Source organism: Enterococcus sp. DIV0174 (assembly GCF_050529065.1).
Taxonomy (GTDB): domain Bacteria; phylum Bacillota; class Bacilli; order Lactobacillales; family Enterococcaceae; genus Enterococcus_B; species Enterococcus_B thailandicus.
Genome location: NZ_CP172881.1, coordinates 2601108 through 2617500 on the forward strand (window position 1 = coordinate 2601108; position 16393 = coordinate 2617500).

The 16393-nt window shown below is 36.1% G+C and carries 14 protein-coding genes (1 of these 14 running past the window's edge); 7 read left to right on the top strand and 7 right to left on the bottom strand.

The features are described from left to right. Positions 1-19 precede the first annotated feature (19 nt). The 3 genes from IGJ93_RS12450 to IGJ93_RS12460 all read left to right on the top strand — a co-directional run bounded on the left by IGJ93_RS12450 (position 20) and on the right by IGJ93_RS12460 (position 2792). Positions 20-925: an ABC transporter permease gene (locus IGJ93_RS12450; protein ID WP_067484466.1), complete on the top strand. Its 906-nt coding sequence runs from the start codon at positions 20-22 to the stop codon at positions 923-925. Continuing rightward, positions 922-1725, top strand: coding sequence for an ABC transporter ATP-binding protein (locus tag IGJ93_RS12455; protein ID WP_067484464.1), 804 nt, complete (start codon positions 922-924; stop codon positions 1723-1725). The genes IGJ93_RS12450 and IGJ93_RS12455 overlap by 4 nt, the downstream gene beginning before the upstream one ends. A 98-nt stretch (positions 1726-1823) precedes the next feature. Next, the gene (locus IGJ93_RS12460) at positions 1824-2792 is read left to right on the top strand and encodes a biotin--[acetyl-CoA-carboxylase] ligase (RefSeq protein WP_067484461.1); all 969 of its coding nucleotides are present in this window, start codon (positions 1824-1826) and stop codon (positions 2790-2792) included. Between the two features lie 53 nt (positions 2793-2845). Here the strand turns inward: IGJ93_RS12460 and menA are convergent, their stop codons facing one another. The 3 genes from menA to pplA all read right to left on the bottom strand — a co-directional run bounded on the left by menA (position 2846) and on the right by pplA (position 5966). Continuing rightward, the gene (gene menA / locus IGJ93_RS12465; RefSeq protein WP_071869253.1) at positions 2846-3799 is read right to left on the bottom strand and encodes a 1,4-dihydroxy-2-naphthoate polyprenyltransferase; all 954 of its coding nucleotides are present in this window, start codon (positions 3797-3799) and stop codon (positions 2846-2848) included. 10 nt (positions 3800-3809) lie between these two features. After that, positions 3810-4907, bottom strand: coding sequence for an FAD:protein FMN transferase (locus IGJ93_RS12470; RefSeq protein ID WP_067484456.1), 1098 nt, complete (start codon positions 4905-4907; stop codon positions 3810-3812). Positions 4908-5033: 126 nt separating this feature from the next. Beyond that, the gene (gene pplA / locus IGJ93_RS12475; protein ID WP_067484454.1) at positions 5034-5966 is read right to left on the bottom strand and encodes an extracellular electron transfer flavoprotein PplA; all 933 of its coding nucleotides are present in this window, start codon (positions 5964-5966) and stop codon (positions 5034-5036) included. Between the two features lie 276 nt (positions 5967-6242). Between pplA and IGJ93_RS12480 the strand changes: the two genes are divergently transcribed. The 4 genes from IGJ93_RS12480 (at position 6243) to IGJ93_RS12495 (ending at position 10273) form a co-directional block, all read left to right on the top strand. Then, a complete protein-coding gene (locus tag IGJ93_RS12480; protein WP_067484452.1) occupies positions 6243-8177 on the top strand; it encodes an NAD(P)/FAD-dependent oxidoreductase in 1935 nt (644 codons plus the stop codon). A gap of 99 nt (positions 8178-8276) precedes the next feature. Then, the gene (locus tag IGJ93_RS12485; RefSeq protein WP_067484449.1) at positions 8277-8687 is read left to right on the top strand and encodes a NusG domain II-containing protein; all 411 of its coding nucleotides are present in this window, start codon (positions 8277-8279) and stop codon (positions 8685-8687) included. An 11-nt stretch (positions 8688-8698) separates the two neighbouring features. Next, positions 8699-9265 carry a Gx transporter family protein gene (locus IGJ93_RS12490; protein ID WP_067484444.1) on the top strand — a complete coding sequence of 189 codons (567 nt, stop codon included), beginning with the start codon at positions 8699-8701 and terminating at the stop codon, positions 9263-9265. Between the two features lie 21 nt (positions 9266-9286). After that, the gene (locus IGJ93_RS12495; RefSeq protein WP_067484443.1) at positions 9287-10273 is read left to right on the top strand and encodes a polyprenyl synthetase family protein; all 987 of its coding nucleotides are present in this window, start codon (positions 9287-9289) and stop codon (positions 10271-10273) included. Positions 10274-10337: 64 nt separating this feature from the next. Here the strand turns inward: IGJ93_RS12495 and gor are convergent, their stop codons facing one another. The 4 genes from gor to IGJ93_RS12515 form a co-directional block, all read right to left on the bottom strand. Then, positions 10338-11684, bottom strand: a complete 1347-nt coding sequence (gene gor / locus IGJ93_RS12500; protein ID WP_071869256.1) for a glutathione-disulfide reductase — start codon at positions 11682-11684, stop codon at positions 10338-10340. A gap of 36 nt (positions 11685-11720) precedes the next feature. After that, positions 11721-12965, bottom strand: a complete 1245-nt coding sequence (locus IGJ93_RS12505) for a peptidase U32 family protein (protein WP_095803882.1) — start codon at positions 12963-12965, stop codon at positions 11721-11723. Between the two features lie 19 nt (positions 12966-12984). Continuing rightward, complete coding sequence (locus IGJ93_RS12510) at positions 12985-13908, bottom strand: peptidase U32 family protein (protein ID WP_067484434.1); 924 nt, start codon at positions 13906-13908, stop codon at positions 12985-12987. Positions 13909-14080: 172 nt separating this feature from the next. Then, positions 14081-16393, bottom strand: partial view of an ATP-dependent Clp protease ATP-binding subunit gene (locus tag IGJ93_RS12515; RefSeq protein ID WP_095803883.1) — the 3' portion only. It continues 174 nt past the right edge of the window; only the last 2313 of its 2487 coding nucleotides appear in the window; its start codon lies off the right edge, out of view; its stop codon occupies positions 14081-14083.

Genomic DNA, 16393 nt, shown 5'->3' on the forward strand with positions numbered 1-16393 from the left:
ACAATAGGAGGAGCAAAACATGTTAAATCTACTTTCAATTTTCTTATCATCTGCCTCACAAGGTGTTCTTTGGGCATTATTAGCAATTGGTGTTTATATTACGTTTCGTATTTTAGATATTGCTGATTTAACTGCTGAAGGAAGTTTTCCTTTAGGTGCTGGAATTGCAGCAATGAGTATTACACAAGGAATTCATCCTTTGCTTGCCTGCCTGCTAGGTTTTTTAGGCGGTGCGTTAGCTGGATTAGTTTCTGGCTTGCTTCATACCAAACTAAAAATCCCTGCATTACTTGCAGGGATCATTACCATGACAGGTTTGTATTCTGTGACCTCACGAGTGATGGGCGCACCTAATATCTCATTGCTTGGACAGCCCACTATTTTTGAATGGGTCGAATCATTGGGTGTTTCAAAAACAACTGCCGTTTTAATTGTCGGTTTATGTATCGCTTTACTGATTGTTTTTCTACTAGTGTTTTTCTTAAGAACAGAAACAGGGCTTGCAATTCGAGCAACGGGAGACAACCTAGCGATGAGTGAAGCAAATGGAATCAACACGGATAACATGAAAATCATTGGCTATATGATCTCCAATGGTTGTATTGCTTTAGCTGGCTCATTGCTTGCACAAAACAATGGCTTTGCTGACTTAAATTCTGGAATTGGCACAATTGTTATTGGCTTAGCTTCGATTATTATTGCGGAAGTTTTATTCCGTAACCAACCTCTACTTTCACGTTTCTTAACAGTCATTCTTGGTGCAGTGATTTATCGCTTCATTTTGGCACTCGTTTTCGAATTGAATGTCGAACCTAGTGACTCTAAATTAGCTTCTGCATTAGTTTTAGTTATCTGTTTATCTTTCCCACAAATTCAAGAAAAATTGCGCATTCCTAAATTCAATCGAGGAGGGAACAACAAATGAGTCCTGTATTGACAATTAAAGATTTACATCATACTTTTGAAAAAGGAACAACAAACGAAAATCATGTACTAAAAGGAATCAACCTCGCACTCCAACCGGAAGATTTTGTAACAATTATTGGAGGAAATGGTGCTGGAAAATCTACCTTACTTAATAGTATTGCGGGAACTTTTACTGTCGATCAAGGGCAAATTCTCTTACGTGAACAAGACATTACCAAAAAATCTGTAGTAGAACGTTCCAAAAATATCAGCCGTGTATTCCAAGATCCCAAGCTAGGGACAGCTGTTCGTTTAACTGTTGAAGAGAATTTAGCTCTTGCAATGAAACGAGGCAAAAAACGTGGTTTCTTTCGTGGCGTAAAGCCTCAGGACCGCCAATTTTTTAAAGAACAACTAGCAAGCCTAAATTTAGGATTAGAAAATCGTCTGACTACAGAAATTGGTTTATTATCTGGCGGGCAACGACAAGCAATCACATTATTAATGGCGACGTTACAACGCCCCGAATTGATTTTATTAGATGAACATACTGCTGCACTGGATCCGGCAACTTCTGCTACTGTAATGGAATTGACTCAGAAATTAATTCAGGAACAAAAATTAACAGCTTTCATGGTTACACATGATATGGAAGATGCCATTCGTTACGGCAATCGCTTAATCATGTTGCATCAAGGACAAATCGTTGTTGATATTGCAAATGAAGAAAAACAACAATTAACTGTTACTAAATTACTTGATCTTTTCAAAAAGAATAGCGGTACAACACTGAAAGAAGATACTGTTCTTTTAGCTTAATTCAATAAAAAGAAAAGCAGCTGAAATTAACTTTTTACTATTGTATACGAAGAAAGCCAGAATTTGATACAATAACAAAAAAGGAGTTGGATAATCAGATGGCTACAAAAGATACTGTACTTCGTTTACTAAAAAATTCAACGACATTTCTTTCTGGAGAAAAAATTGCCCAAGAACTACAACTTTCTCGTACCAGTGTTTGGAAAGCAATCAAAGAATTAGAAAAAGCTGGCTATCAATTTGAACATGGGCCAACCGGCTATCGGTACTTACCCTCTGATGTACTAGACGCAACAGAAATCAAACAGGAACTTCAGAACGACCAGCCACATTTGCACGTGCAGACAATGGCTACTTCTGAATCAACGATGCAAGATGCAAAACTAATTGCCGCAAAAGGAGCAGACTACCCTGCATTATTTGTGGCAGACATGCAGGAAAATGCACGTGGTCGTTTCGGCCGACCATTTTTTGCCGAACCAGAACGTGGCATTTACATGAGTTTACTTTTGCATCCCAACCAAGAGTTTGATGAATTACCTCAATACACTTTAGTTGCAGCCAGCGCTTGTGCTAAAGCAATCGAAAAACTTACGGGGGCATCAACTCAAATCAAATGGGTCAATGATATTTATATCAATGGTAAAAAAGTTTGTGGTATTTTATCAGAAGCGATTAGCGATATGGAATCTGGCAGAATCAGCCACGTAATTATTGGGATGGGTATTAATTTTTCATTACCACAAAATGAATTTCCCCAAGAAATACAGCAAAAAGCAACTTCTATATTTCCTGATGGTCATGCAACGATTACTCGTAATCAATTAATCATTGAAATTTGGAAAGAATTATTTGCTTACTTACGTGAGCCAGCAAATAAAGAATACTTATCCTTCTATCGAAAAAAATCATTTGTTTTGGGTAAACAAGTTTCTTTTACTCAAAAAGGTATCACGTATCATGGCGTTGCTAAATCAATTACGGATACAGGTGAATTAGTAGTTCAAACCCCTCAAGAACTTAAAATATTATCTTCTGGGGAAATCAGTCTTTCATCAATCAATTAAAAATACGCATACCTTATGACAAATTTTCTATCATAAGATATGCGTATTTTTTATTAGATGTTTTGACAAAGAATAGTTAACAATAATCCTAAAACATAGCTACCATTAAACAAAATCATGTTTTTGATGGAATAACTAAAACTAATTGGTTGTGGCAAACTTTTTTTGAATGCTTGCAAGTTCCCGTGAATTTTCGGAAAAGTTGCTAAGATAATCAAGATTGGCCATTCAAATACGCCCGTCAACAATCCTAATAATATCGCTACATAACTAGCATACATCAAGCTTTGAAAAAGAACTGTTCCCACTGGGCGACCAATATAAAACACTAACGTATAACGATGATTTTCAATGTCTCGATCAAGATCTCTTAAATTATTGGCTAGCATGATATTGGCAATTGTAAAAACTAATGGTAAAGAAGCGAGAACAATAGCCGCAACTGCCCAAAAATTTCCTTCCAACGCAAAATTACCAGTTTGGAAATCAATCATTAAATCATAGACATTCGTATTATGAGTATTGACATAAACAACCATTGCAAAAATCCCCAGCCCCATCGTAAATCCACTAAAAATTTCTCCTAATGGCATACGTGATAAAGGAATGGGACCAAAAGTATAAAACACACCAATAAAACAGCAAACCGCTCCCATCACTAACAGTAACCAGCCCGTTTGGATTGTCAAAATGATACCGATAATAAAAACAAATGCAATCATCCCCAAAATCATATTTCGAATAATTTTTGGTGAAGTATTTGTTCGACCAATTACGTTTTCTTGATATTTATAGACTTCCGAATGCGCTTTTTGATAATCCATATAATTATTGATTGCTGTCGTTGCTAAATCAAAAACTAACATTCCTATAAAAAATAAAAGTGTACTTAACCAGTGTACTTCATGAAAAAAAGCGATAGAGAATAAGACCCCTATCGCAAAAGGAAATACACTTGCCACTTTTGTTCGAATCTCAACGACTTCTAAAAAAATGTTCAGTGACATCTGCTTACTCCTATTCTAGCTTCGAACGATCACCCATTGAGTAATCTGAGTCTTCCGCTAATTTGAATTCATCTTTGATTGGATCAGTCACATAGACTTTTCCTTCTTTGGTAACAAAAATAGCATTTGTTCCATTGTCTAATTCTTCAACATAAGATAACCCTTTTTTCACACCCATTGAGAAAACTGCTGTTGAAAGGCCGTCACCATCAATTGATTTATTTGTGATGATTGTCACACTAGCAATATCATTGTCAAAAGGATATCCTGTTTGAGGATCAAATAAATGATGGTATTTCACACCATCTACTTCCAAATAGCGTTCATAAATTCCAGAGGTTACGAGCGTTTTATTTTTTTCTTTGATTGTCCCTAAAACCGAACCACGAGCAAGATTAGGATCCTGAATGCCGACATTCCAATCTTGATTTTCTCCACGAGGACTGTGTCCTAAAACATATACATTTCCGCCTAAATCAACAATTGCTGTTGTTACGCCGTTATCTTTTAGTACCTTGACAACTTCATCCGTAATGTATCCTTTAGCAATTGCCCCTAAGTCAATAATCATTCCTTTTTCTTTTAAGTAAACAGTTTTTTCTTCATCATTCAATTCAATTTTATGATAGTCAACTAATTTTAAAGCTTGATCAATTTCTTCTTGTGATGGTTTTCTGGCATCATCAAAACCAATGCGCCACAGTTGTGTTACTGAACCAATTGCCATGTCAAAACCGCCACGAGAATCTTCACTATATTCATATGCTTTCTTCACAAGTGAATAAACATCATCAGAAACTTTAACAGGTTTAATACCTGCTTGTGCATTGACCTCATCAATCTCGGAACCTGATTGATTGATTGTAATTTTGTCGCCTAATTCTTTTACTCGATCAAAGGCTGGTGTTAATACAGATTTTTTTCCTTCATCATACACTCGTATTCGTACATAAGTTCCTAACAAGAATTTTTCTTGTGCATATGGTTCACTCAAAATTCCTTTGGCTGGTTTATCGCTATCAGCTGTCTTTTCAGATGATGAACCACAACCAACCAGTGCAACTAAGGTACATACGGCTATTAAGGAAAGTAGTAATTTTTTACGCATAATTTTCCCCTTTTTACTTATTCTCAAGTTATCATACCTTCTTTTTTTCTAAATGAAAAGGTCGACACCAAAAAGAAAGAGGCTGATCCCAATTAAGTGATCAGCCCGTCATCATTTCTTGTTTAATTATTTAGTTACGATGTTGTCAACTTCAATTGTCGTTGTATCGCCTTTTTCAGCAGCATTGATCAATTGTTGACCATACATAATAAATGAATGTGAGCTATGTGTAGCACCTGTTACTACTTCTACATCAGCTGGTGAACCGTCTTCTTCACTCATCACTTTAACTAATTCTTCGTTTAGTTCTGGGATGTATGTTTCTGGAGCAGTTCCGCTTTTTTCTTTCATTGATTTGTTGTATTCAGCGTCATCTTGTTTTGATTTTCCATCTGCATTGATGTAATCAAAGTTTGATTTTGTAACTTTACCATCAGCTACAGTTAATTCAAATGTTGTACGGTAACCATTTTTTTCATTTTTTTCTTCTAAAGTATAAGTACCATCTTTCAAGTCAGCACCATTATCAATTTCAATTGTTTCTGTGTTTCCAGCTTGAGCAGCTTGGACTAATTGTTGAGCGTAGTTTTGGAAGCTTTCTGATGAATGAGTTGCTCCTGTTACTACTTCTACATCACCTGGGTTTTGTGCTTCAACAAATTTTTCATTTAATTCAGGAATAAATGCTTCTGGATTTGTACCAGATTTTGCTTTCATATTTTTATTGTAATCAGCATCTTCTTGTTTTGATTTTCCATCTTCATTTACATTGTCATAGTTTGATTCAGTGATCTTTCCATCTTTAACAACGATTGTGAACACGGTACGATAACCATTTGAATAATTTTTTTCTTCTAATTTATATGTGCCATCTTGTAATTCTCCACCTGCGATTACAGTTGCAGTTGATTCAGTTGTTGAACTTTGTGAAGATTGTGCAACTGAAGATTCTGAAGTTGAACTTTCTGAACTACTGTTGTTGTCTGCTCCACAAGCTCCTAATACCAAGGCTGAAAACGCTAAAACAGCAAATCCAGTTACAAAACGATTCTTTTTCATTATTAACCCACCAATCCCTTTTTATAATTCTTATAAATAATTTGTGATTCATTATACATTCTAATGAATCACACCAATAAGTCAACCGTTTTCTTAAAAAAATAACATGAATATGTAAATCGTTTTCTTTCAGTAACTTTCGTGAAAAAAGCGCTTAATAATCTTTTGATTAAAAAATGGAAAAGGAGTTAGACAAATTTACATAACGTATATATAATGTAAAAGGATTGTGTAGTAATTATCAAACTGAAATGTTTACTAAGGAGCGGATTATCAATGACAAAGCAAAATATTGTCGTTGTAGGTGCAGGGTATGCCGGTGTGTCAGCAACAAAATTACTGGCAAAAAAACTTAAAAAAGAAGACGTAACGATCACTTTGATTGATCGCCATTCTTATCACACTATGATGACAGAATTACATGAAGTTGCCGGAGGACGTGTTGAACCAGAAGCCATTCAATATGACTTACAACACTTATTTTCTCGCCAAAAAAATGTGCAATTAGTTACCGATACAGTAATTGGTATCGACAAAGAAAAGAAAATTGTTAAAACAAAACTAGGTACTTATCCATTTGATCAATTGATTTTAGGTATGGGTGGTGAACCAAATGATTTCGGAACTCCTGGAGTGAAGGAACATGGATTCACACTTTGGTCATTTGAAGACTCAGTAAAAATTCGTGAACACATTGAAACAACTGTTGCTAAAGCAGCAATTGAACCAGATGATGCCTTACGAAAAGCAATGCTAACATTCGTTGTCTGTGGTTCTGGATTCACTGGGATTGAAATGATTGGTGAGTTAATCGATTGGAAAGCTCGTTTAGCAAAAGACTATAAATTAGATCCAAACGAAATTACTTTAATGGTTGTTGAAGCAATGCCAACAATTTTAAATATGCTTGATCGTAACGACGCTGCTAAAGCAGAACGTTACTTACAAAAGCACAACGTTGAACTATTGTTAAATTCACCAATCGTTGAAGTGGATGCGGATCACATTAAATTAAAAGACGGACGTCAAATTCCAACACACACATTAATTTGGACTGCTGGTGTCAAAGGTACAACGGATGCTGCTGACTTTGGTCTTGAAACAGCACGTGGCCAACGTCTAGTTGCTAATGAATACATGCAAGCTAAAGGATATGAAGATAAAAACATTTATATCATTGGTGATTTAGTATTCTACGAAGAATTTCCAAATACACCAACTCCTCAAATCGTTCAAGCGGCTGAACAAACAGGTCATACTGCTGCTGCAAACATCGTCGCTTCTATTAAAGGCGGCGAGAAACATAAATTCAAAGGAAATTATCAAGGATTTATGGTTTCAATTGGAGCCAAATGGGGCGTTGCAAACTTATTTGATAAAATTCATTTAAGCGGATTTTTAGCTATCATTATGAAACATATCGTTAACTTAAAATATTTCTTCGATATTCGTTCTGGTTACTATATGTTCCAATACTTGATGCATGAGTTCTTCCACATTAAAGATGATCGTAATGTTGCCCGCGGACATTCTTCACGTTACGGAAATGTTTTGTGGAGTGTTCCTCTTCGTGTTTTCTACGGACTGGTATGGTTTATAGAAGCTGGTAAGAAAATTGTTGGTGATGGTGAAGTACTAAAACCTAGCACTTGGTTTGGTGAAGGTTCGTGGTTCCAAGGAAATAGCGTATTCCCTTGGACATGGGAATACAACGTTGCAGATGTTGCAAGTGGCGCATCAGCAGCCGGTGATGCAACAACAGCTGCGAGTGGTGCTGGTGAAGCAACAGCAGAAACAGCTACACAAGCTGCACACTTTGGTTTAAGTTACGCTTATGGCGAACAACCAATGGCAGTTATCGAAAAATCACCAAATTGGTTTACAAAAATCATGCAATTTATTATGCCCAATAATGACGTTGCAATGTTCTTCCAAAAATTCATGGTCTTCTTCGAAATTGCTTTAGCATTAGCATTGATTGCAGGATTATTTACATGGTTATGTAGTGCAACAACAATCGTTCTTGTCATTACTTTCTGTCTATCAGGTATGTTCTATTGGGTAAACATTTGGTTTATCTTTGTAGCATTCGCACTTATGAATGGTTCTGGTCGCGCAATTGGTTTAGATCGTTGGGTTATCCCATGGTTACAACGTACACTAGGTAGTTGGTGGTATGGTAGACCAAAAGCTCGCTACGGTGAAAAATAAAATGATTTTAGAAGAAAGTTCTAGGGGAACCTAGGACTTTCTTTTGTTCCTATGCTAAAATTGGAGCAGTTATTCTGGAACAAGGGGGTCAATTACAGAATGAAAGATTTTATCAAGAAAAGTTTACTCAAACCATGGGATATTTTCATCATTATGCTTTTGATTGTCCTTTCTTTTCTACCAATTATTATTTTTGGGAGTCAACAAAGTCAGTCTGTTGCAGAAAAAGAAGCTGTTTTACGCGTAGATGGAACAGAAATCAAAACGTTTCCTTTAATCAGTGGAAATAAGAGCTATACTTACACATATACAGATGCAGATGGTGACTACAATATTATTGAGATTGCCGGTGATAAAATACGAATGAAAGAAGCAGATTGTGGGGATCAAATTTGTGTTCGTCGTGGATGGGTAACGAAAAACGGCGAGACAATTGTTTGTTTACCTCATAAATTAGTGATTGAAGTTCGATCAACAGACGGGAGTGAGGCAGACAGCTTGATTTACTAGCTGGAAAAATTATGAGCAAACTACAAAAATTAATTTATATCTCCTTACTCGTGGCTCAAGGAGTCATTATTGGTTTATTAGAGAATATGATTCCTTACCCGTTTGCTTTTGCTCCTGGTGCAAAATTAGGATTAGCAAATTTAATTACCATTGTAGCCATTTTTACAATGAAAAAAAGAGATAGTTTCCTCTTGATTTGGTTGCGTTTATTTTTAACAACTTTACTTGGCGGAACGATTTCAACTTTTCTTTATAGTATGAGCGGTGCTTTATTGAGTTACTTTGGAATGCTTTTGATAAAACAATTAGGGCCAAAACGCGTCAGCATTATTGGAATCAGTGCTACAGGTGGTTTTATGCATAATGTAGGTCAATTAGTCACTGCGTCCTTTATTGCTCAATCTTGGACAGTTATGCTGTACCTACCTGTCCTTTCAGTTTTTGGCATTTTATCTGGAATCGCAATTGGTATTGCCGCAAATTATTTATTACAGCATGTCCAAACACTTCAACGATTCCAACTGGATTATGAACGGGAAACCAAACAAAAATGGAGCCCAGTGTTTTTAAAAAAATAATCGTTATACGAGGAGTTTTTTATGAATCTACATCCAATGTGGAAAAATTACCCAACTTTAGCTTTAGAACTAGAAGCTACGTTAACCAAAATGGAACAAATCATCAATCTTAAAAATAAACCTGTCGAGCAAGCAATTCGTGAAACAATTCATGCTGGTGGGAAGTTATTACGACCAGCTTATCAATTACTTTTTTCACAATTTGGATCAGAACGTGATCGTGACAAAGCAATTTCGCTTGCTGCGTCAATTGAAATGTTACACACAGCAACACTCATCCACGATGATATCGTTGATGAGTCAGATTTACGCCGTGGAAAGCCCACTTTACGTAATCAATTTGGGAACACCGTTGCCGTATACGCGGGCGATTATTTATTTGTTTGTTGTTTCAAGTTATTATCAGACTACTCAACATCACTTAAAAGTTTACAACTAAACTCAAGAAGTATGGAAAAAGTACTCGATGGTGAACTTGGACAAATGGATGACCGTTATCAATACAATTTATCTGTAAAAGAATATTTAGAAAATATCTCAGGAAAAACCGCTGAACTCTTCCAATTGAGTTGTTTTATTGGTGCCTATGAAAGTGGTACATCTGAATATTTTGCTAAAAAAGCAGGTGAAATTGGTAAAAATATCGGACTTGCTTTTCAAATCATTGATGATATCTTAGATTACACACAAGACAGTGAGGAAATTGGTAAACCGGTTTTGGAAGACATGCGTCAAGGTGTCTACTCACTACCATTGATTTATTCTTTGCAAAAGGAACAGGCTGCCTTACTTCCTTATTTAGAAAAAAGAGGAGATATGACTCTTGAAGACGTCAACACAGTCCGACAATTAGTTCATGAATTTGGTGGTGTTAAACACGCACAACGATTAGCTGCTAAATATACCGATGCTGCTTTGAAAGATATTCAAAAATTACCTCAAACAACTGAACAAACCAAAGAAAATTTATTAACTTTAACACAAACAATTTTGACTAGAACAAATTAAAAACGTTCAAGCAAAAAAATCAATAGTGATTTTTTGCTTGAACGTTTTTTATTTTATGAATTTTCTAGCGCATAGTTACGAATTCTTCTGCACCAGTTGGATGAATAGCCACTGTGTCATCAAAATCTGCTTTTGTTGCACCCATTTTGATGGCAACAGCAAAACCTTGTAACATTTCATCTACACCTACACCAATAGCATGTAGCCCAACGATTTTTTCTTCTTTTCCAACACAAATCAGTTTCATTTCACATTTTTGACGATAGTCACTCAGTGCAAAGTACATTGGAGTAAAACGTGAGCGATAAACTTTGATTTCTTTTTCACCATATTTTTTCAATGCCTCTTCTTCTGTCAAACCAATCGTAGCAATTGGTGGATGTGTAAAGATCACAGTCGGAACTAAGTTATAATCCAAATGTTCATCTTTCTTGTCATTAAATAAACGCTCTGATAACCGGCGTCCAGCAGCAATTGCCACTGGTGTTAGATCGATTTTCCCAATGACGTCACCCACAGCAAAAATATGTTCATCTGTTGTATTTTGATACTTATCAACTTGAACAAAACCTTTTTTTGTAAGGGTTACATTTGTATTTTCTAGTCCAAGATTTTCAGTATTAGGTACACGACCACCTGCAAAAAGCACACAGTCACCCGTTAACGTATTACCATTCTCAAAAACAACTGTATAGTCTTCTTCATTTTTGATAATCTCAACCGCTGTATGATTAGCAAAAGTCTTCATTCCTGCTGATTGGTATATTTCAATCAGGTTATCTGATAGCATCTTATCAAATGTGCGTAAGGGTCTTTCTTTTCGATATGCCCACATCACTTCACTACCAAACCCTTGCAACACGCCAGAAAGTTCTGCAGCAATATATCCTGCACCTAGTACAACTGTTCGAGCTGGTAACTCAGTTAATTCAAAGAAACCGTTAGAATCAATTGCGTATTCACCACCAGGGATTTTCATTTGACTTGCACGACCACCTGTCGCAATTAAAATTTTAGGTGCTTGGTATTGTTCACCATTTACTTCAACTGTTTGACTATCAATAAATGTTGCATATCCCTTAATTGCATCTACTTGATTACTGTCTAATCCTCGCTGATAAGCTCCATGTAAAAAGTCGATATATTTTTGACGTTTTTCTACTAATTCGGAAAAGTCAACCTTCGTTACATCTGCTTGAATTCCATAGCTTGATGCATCTCGCTCAATTGTTTCTAAAATCGTGCTTGCTTGCCACATCACTTTTTTAGGTACACAACCGACATTTACGCAAGTTCCGCCAAGTTCATTACTTTCAATCAATAAAACTTTCGCGCCATACATACCCGCACGGTTCGCAGAAGCAATCCCGCCGGATCCTCCACCAATCACGATATAATCATAGGTTTTCATTTCGTTCCTCCTAGAAAAGACGAGTTGCCTCGGTCATTATTCTTTCTTTTTACGAATCATATCACCTGGTTTAACTGGTTGCTCAACCGGCATTGTTAAAATCATCATTGGATTTGGTGCACGGTCAATTGATTCGCCGTCCTCATTATACATAACTTCTACCGTTTGATAAAAATGATTGAACCCAGGACCATAAAACTCAATTTCATCCCCAATAGAAAATAAGTTTCTTTGACGAATTGTCGCCATTTTCGTTTCAGTATCATAAGCTAAAACTTCTCCAACGAATTTATAAACAGGGATTTTACGTCGCGCACCAAATAATTGCTCGTTCTCACTCGGCGTATCATAATAAAATCCAGTTGCCAGTTCTCTTTGTGCAACTTTCCACAATTCATCAATCCACTCTTGTTTACATACATAATTTTCTGGATCAGCCATATAACTATCTACCGCAGCTTTATAAACATTTGAAACCGTAGAAACATAATGAATTGATTTCATTCTACCTTCGATTTTAAAGCTGTCTACGCCGTTTTCGATTAGTTCAGGAATATGTTCGATCATTGACATATCTACAGCACTCATTGAAAATTCTTCTTCGATTTCTCCAGAATCTGTCAAACTATTACGTTCTTGACCAAACGGCATATCAAACAAGCCATATTTCCAACGACATGATTGTGAACATCCACCACGGTTTGCATCACGCATCGACATGTGATTAGATAACGTACAACGACCAGAATACGAAATACACATAGCTCCATGGATGAATGCTTCTATCTCAATGTCCGTATTTTCACGAATAGCTGCAACTTCTTCCATTGATACTTCACGAGCCAAAACAACTCGTTCCAAGCCTTCCTCTTTCCAAAATTCCAAAGTTTCAAAATTGGTAGCAGAAGCTTGTGTTGACAAATGAATTGGTAACCCGGGGGCTTCTGTTGCACAAATTTCAATTAATGCTGGATCAGAGACAATCACAGCAGAAATACCAACATCACGTAAACTACGGAAAAATTCTCCCGCTCCTTCTTCGTTTCCTTCATGCGTAACCATATTTGCAGCTACATAAACTTTTGCTTGATGTTCTTTTGCAAAAGCAACACCTTCAGCCATTTCTTCATAAGTAAAATTACCCGCGCGACTTCGTAACCCATAAGCATTTCCACCGATATAAACAGCATCAGCACCATAATGAATAGCCGTTTTTAATTTTTCTAATGTTCCAGCCGGAGCTAAGACTTCCGGACGTTTTAATTTCTTTTTGGTTGTCATTTTTCTTTCGTCATACTCCTTATTTGATTGAAGTAGGATCAATATAAAAGAATCCTGTATCCAATTCTCGATTTTCTGGATGTAACTTGCGAACTTTCTCTGTTAATTCATTTGCTATTCCTTCGTTCCAATTTCCTGCTAAAATATTATTTTTTGCTTCGACAAATAACTTAGCAATTTCAACAAAAGCTTCTCCTGAAGTGAATAAACCATCTAGTTTCCAAGTTTGATAATGATAAGTATTTAATTGTTCCAACTCGTTCATTAAATTCAAATCATTACTTGCAAAAATATGTGTGCCATGACTATCTTCGTAAATCGAATAGTGAGTTTCTTCTTTCTTAGGTTCAGAAATAAAAAGACCTCTTTCACGTCCAACTTCTTCTGTTTGTTGTGTATAGTTATAATAATTTTGTAATAGTGGTCGTTTTGATTGATGGATACAAGTAGCACCGTATACTAAAATTTCTGTTGGAACTGCTAGTGATTCTGCCATTGCTTTCATCTCATCAAAAGGAACTTCTCTCGATAAAACAGCACCAACAGCTCCTTTTTTACTCCAAAAATTAATTTGGCGTGAGCTCGTTACCAGTGTTTCACCATCATAAATAAACGGCAAACGTAATTCTGGATTTTTCTTCATTGTATAAATAATTCCAGTGTCGCCTACCGTAATGACATCTGTTCCAATTTCTTTTAAAAATTGAAGATATTCTGGTACCTTTTTCATTTTTTCTGGATGAATAATACCGTTAACAGCGATATTCGCTTTTTTTCCATATTTATGTGCTAATTCAACTAATTCGCGCTGTTCTTTTCTAGTAAATGAAGCCGGCAAACGTAACCCGAATTGTTCTTCACCAAAATATAAAGTATCAACACCTGCTTTTAGTAATTCTTCTGCTTGGTTAAATGATTCAACAGTAGTTATGATTTCGATCATAGTTACCTCCTTCTACAACCTCATAATAGTAGCATAGGTCTAAAAACTTTCCAATAGTCCGTTATATTTAAAGTTGGATTTTCGAAAATATATTTTGGTTTTCTTAGTTAGAAAGTAAAAAAAATGACACAAAAATCAAAATTGATTTTTGTGTCATTTATCCAATGTAAATTCAGACAGAAACGATTTCCTTTTTAACTTTCGGTTCTCTAACATTCAAAGTGATTTTCCCTTTCGAACCACCAATAGTTACTCGATCACCTAGATGAATCTCCCCACTAAGCAAAGCTTCACTCAATCGATCTTCGACTTCTTTTTGAAGAGCACGACGGATTGGACGAGCGCCATACTCTGGATCAAATCCAGCTTTACCAATGATATCAATTGCAGCTTGGGTAATTTTCACTTCAATATCTTGGTCTGCTAAACGTTTTACAATCGCTTTACTCATAATTTGAACAATTTCACGAATTTCTTCTTTGTTCAGAGAATGGAAGACTACTGTTTCATCAATTCTGTTCAAGAATTCGGGACGAAAGGCTTTCTTTAATTCTTCCAAAATTCTTTTTTGCATTGCTTTATGATCTTTTGTTAAATCTTGAACGTTAAATCCAACATTTTTTTCTTCTCGAATTTGTGTCGCTCCAATGTTCGATGTCATAATTAGAATTGTATTTCTAAAATCAACTTTTCTACCCTTTGAATCCGTCAAATGACCATCATCAAGTACTTGTAATAATAAGTTAAAAACATCTGGATGTGCTTTTTCAACTTCATCTAACAAGATAACTGAATACGGTTTTTGGCGAATTTTTTCTGTTAATTGTCCACCTTCATCATAACCAACATAGCCTGGAGGCGAACCAATCAATCGACTAGTACTATATTTTTCCATAAATTCAGACATATCTACACGAATTAATGATTCTTCACTACCAAACATTACTTCGGATAAAGCTTTTGCAAGTTCTGTTTTTCCAACACCTGTTGGGCCAAGAAACATGAATGAACCAATTGGACGCTGTGGATCTTTCAACCCACTCCTTGCTCGACGAATTGCTCTAGATACTGCTTTAACCGCTTCGTCTTGTCCTACTACTCGTTCATGTAATAATGTTTCTAACTCTAACAAACGGTCGCTTTCTTTTTTCTCCAGTTGTTGTAATGGGACACCTGTCCATTCAGACACAACTGTTGCAACATCTTCATCCGTTACTCGATTAGCGTAACCACTTGTATTTTTTTCTTCTATCAACAAAAGTTTTTCAAGCTTTTGTGTAGCTTTCTTTTCTTGGTTGCGCAAATGAGCTGCAGTTTCAAAATCCTGTTTTTGAATTGCTCTTTCTTTCTCACTAATTAAACGGTCAATCTCAGCTTTAACTACAACTGACTCGCTTACATCACTCGTTTGATCTAATCGAACTTTTGCTGCCGATTCATCAATCAAATCAATTGCTTTATCTGGAAGCTGTCTAGAATTGATGTAGCGAACAGAAAGGGTAACTGCAGCGCGTAAAGCTTCATCAGTAATTGCTACACCATGATGTTCTTCATAACGTGAACGTAACCCACGCAAGATTTCTTCTGCTTCTTCAGCTGAAGGTTCCTCTACCTGAATACGTGCGAAACGTCTTTCTAAAGCAGAATCCTTTTCGATGTACTTTTGGTATTCATCTAAGGTTGTCGCACCAATTGTTTGAAGTTCACCGCGCGCCAATGCCGGTTTTAGAATATTTGATGCATCAATCGCGCCTTCAGCACCACCAGCGCCAATCAATGTATGTAGCTCATCAATAAACAAAATAACTTGGCCATCATTATAAATTTCGTCAATTACTTTCTTCATACGATCTTCAAATTCGCCACGATATTTTGTTCCTGCCACTAAAGAACCCATATCTAGCATCATCAAGCGTTTTGAACGCATTTCTTCAGGTACTTCACCTAAAATAATTTTCTGAGCCAATCCTTCAGCAATGGCTGTTTTACCAACGCCTGGTTCTCCAACAAGAACAGGATTGTTTTTTGTTCGTCGACTTAATACTTGGATTACTCTTTTCACTTCTTTTGAACGACCTACAACAGGGTCTAATTTATTTTCTTTCGCTAATTTAGTTAAATCACGTGCTAACGAATCTAAGGTCGGTGTTCCTTTAACGGTCTGACGTTTGTCTTGCGGACTTCTCCGACGACTAGCATTATTTTTAGGTCCTTCATTCATACCCATTTTTCGTTTAAGCATTTGGCGAACAGTAGAAACATCGACCCCTAGATTAATAAGAATGCGTGTAGCCATAATACTCTCATCTTTTAGTAAGCTAGCTAAAATCTGTTCTGTTCCGATTTTTTGAATATTCATTTTTTTTGCTTCGCTATTAGCTAATGCAAAAATTTGTTTCATTCGTGGTGAGTATGGGAGATAAATTCCTTCTGCATACTTATTTACGCCACCATAACCAATTAAATGTTCGATTTCTTCATAAAT

Excerpts from the sequence above, each read along its gene's own strand:
- IGJ93_RS12450 (WP_067484466.1), top strand. The coding sequence starts at position 20 with ATGTTAAATCTACTTTCAATTTTCTTATCATCTGCCTCACAAGGTGTT.
- IGJ93_RS12455 (WP_067484464.1), top strand. The coding sequence starts at position 922 with ATGAGTCCTGTATTGACAATTAAAGATTTACATCATACTTTTGAAAAA.
- IGJ93_RS12460 (WP_067484461.1), top strand. The coding sequence starts at position 1,824 with ATGGCTACAAAAGATACTGTACTTCGTTTACTAAAAAATTCAACGACA.
- menA (WP_071869253.1), bottom strand. The coding sequence starts at position 3,799 with ATGTCACTGAACATTTTTTTAGAAGTCGTTGAGATTCGAACAAAAGTG.
- IGJ93_RS12470 (WP_067484456.1), bottom strand. The coding sequence starts at position 4,907 with ATGCGTAAAAAATTACTACTTTCCTTAATAGCCGTATGTACCTTAGTT.
- pplA (WP_067484454.1), bottom strand. The coding sequence starts at position 5,966 with ATGAAAAAGAATCGTTTTGTAACTGGATTTGCTGTTTTAGCGTTTTCA.
- IGJ93_RS12480 (WP_067484452.1), top strand. The coding sequence starts at position 6,243 with ATGACAAAGCAAAATATTGTCGTTGTAGGTGCAGGGTATGCCGGTGTG.
- IGJ93_RS12485 (WP_067484449.1), top strand. The coding sequence starts at position 8,277 with ATGAAAGATTTTATCAAGAAAAGTTTACTCAAACCATGGGATATTTTC.
- IGJ93_RS12490 (WP_067484444.1), top strand. The coding sequence starts at position 8,699 with ATGAGCAAACTACAAAAATTAATTTATATCTCCTTACTCGTGGCTCAA.
- IGJ93_RS12495 (WP_067484443.1), top strand. The coding sequence starts at position 9,287 with ATGAATCTACATCCAATGTGGAAAAATTACCCAACTTTAGCTTTAGAA.
- gor (WP_071869256.1), bottom strand. The coding sequence starts at position 11,684 with ATGAAAACCTATGATTATATCGTGATTGGTGGAGGATCCGGCGGGATT.
- IGJ93_RS12505 (WP_095803882.1), bottom strand. The coding sequence starts at position 12,965 with ATGACAACCAAAAAGAAATTAAAACGTCCGGAAGTCTTAGCTCCGGCT.
- IGJ93_RS12510 (WP_067484434.1), bottom strand. The coding sequence starts at position 13,908 with ATGATCGAAATCATAACTACTGTTGAATCATTTAACCAAGCAGAAGAA.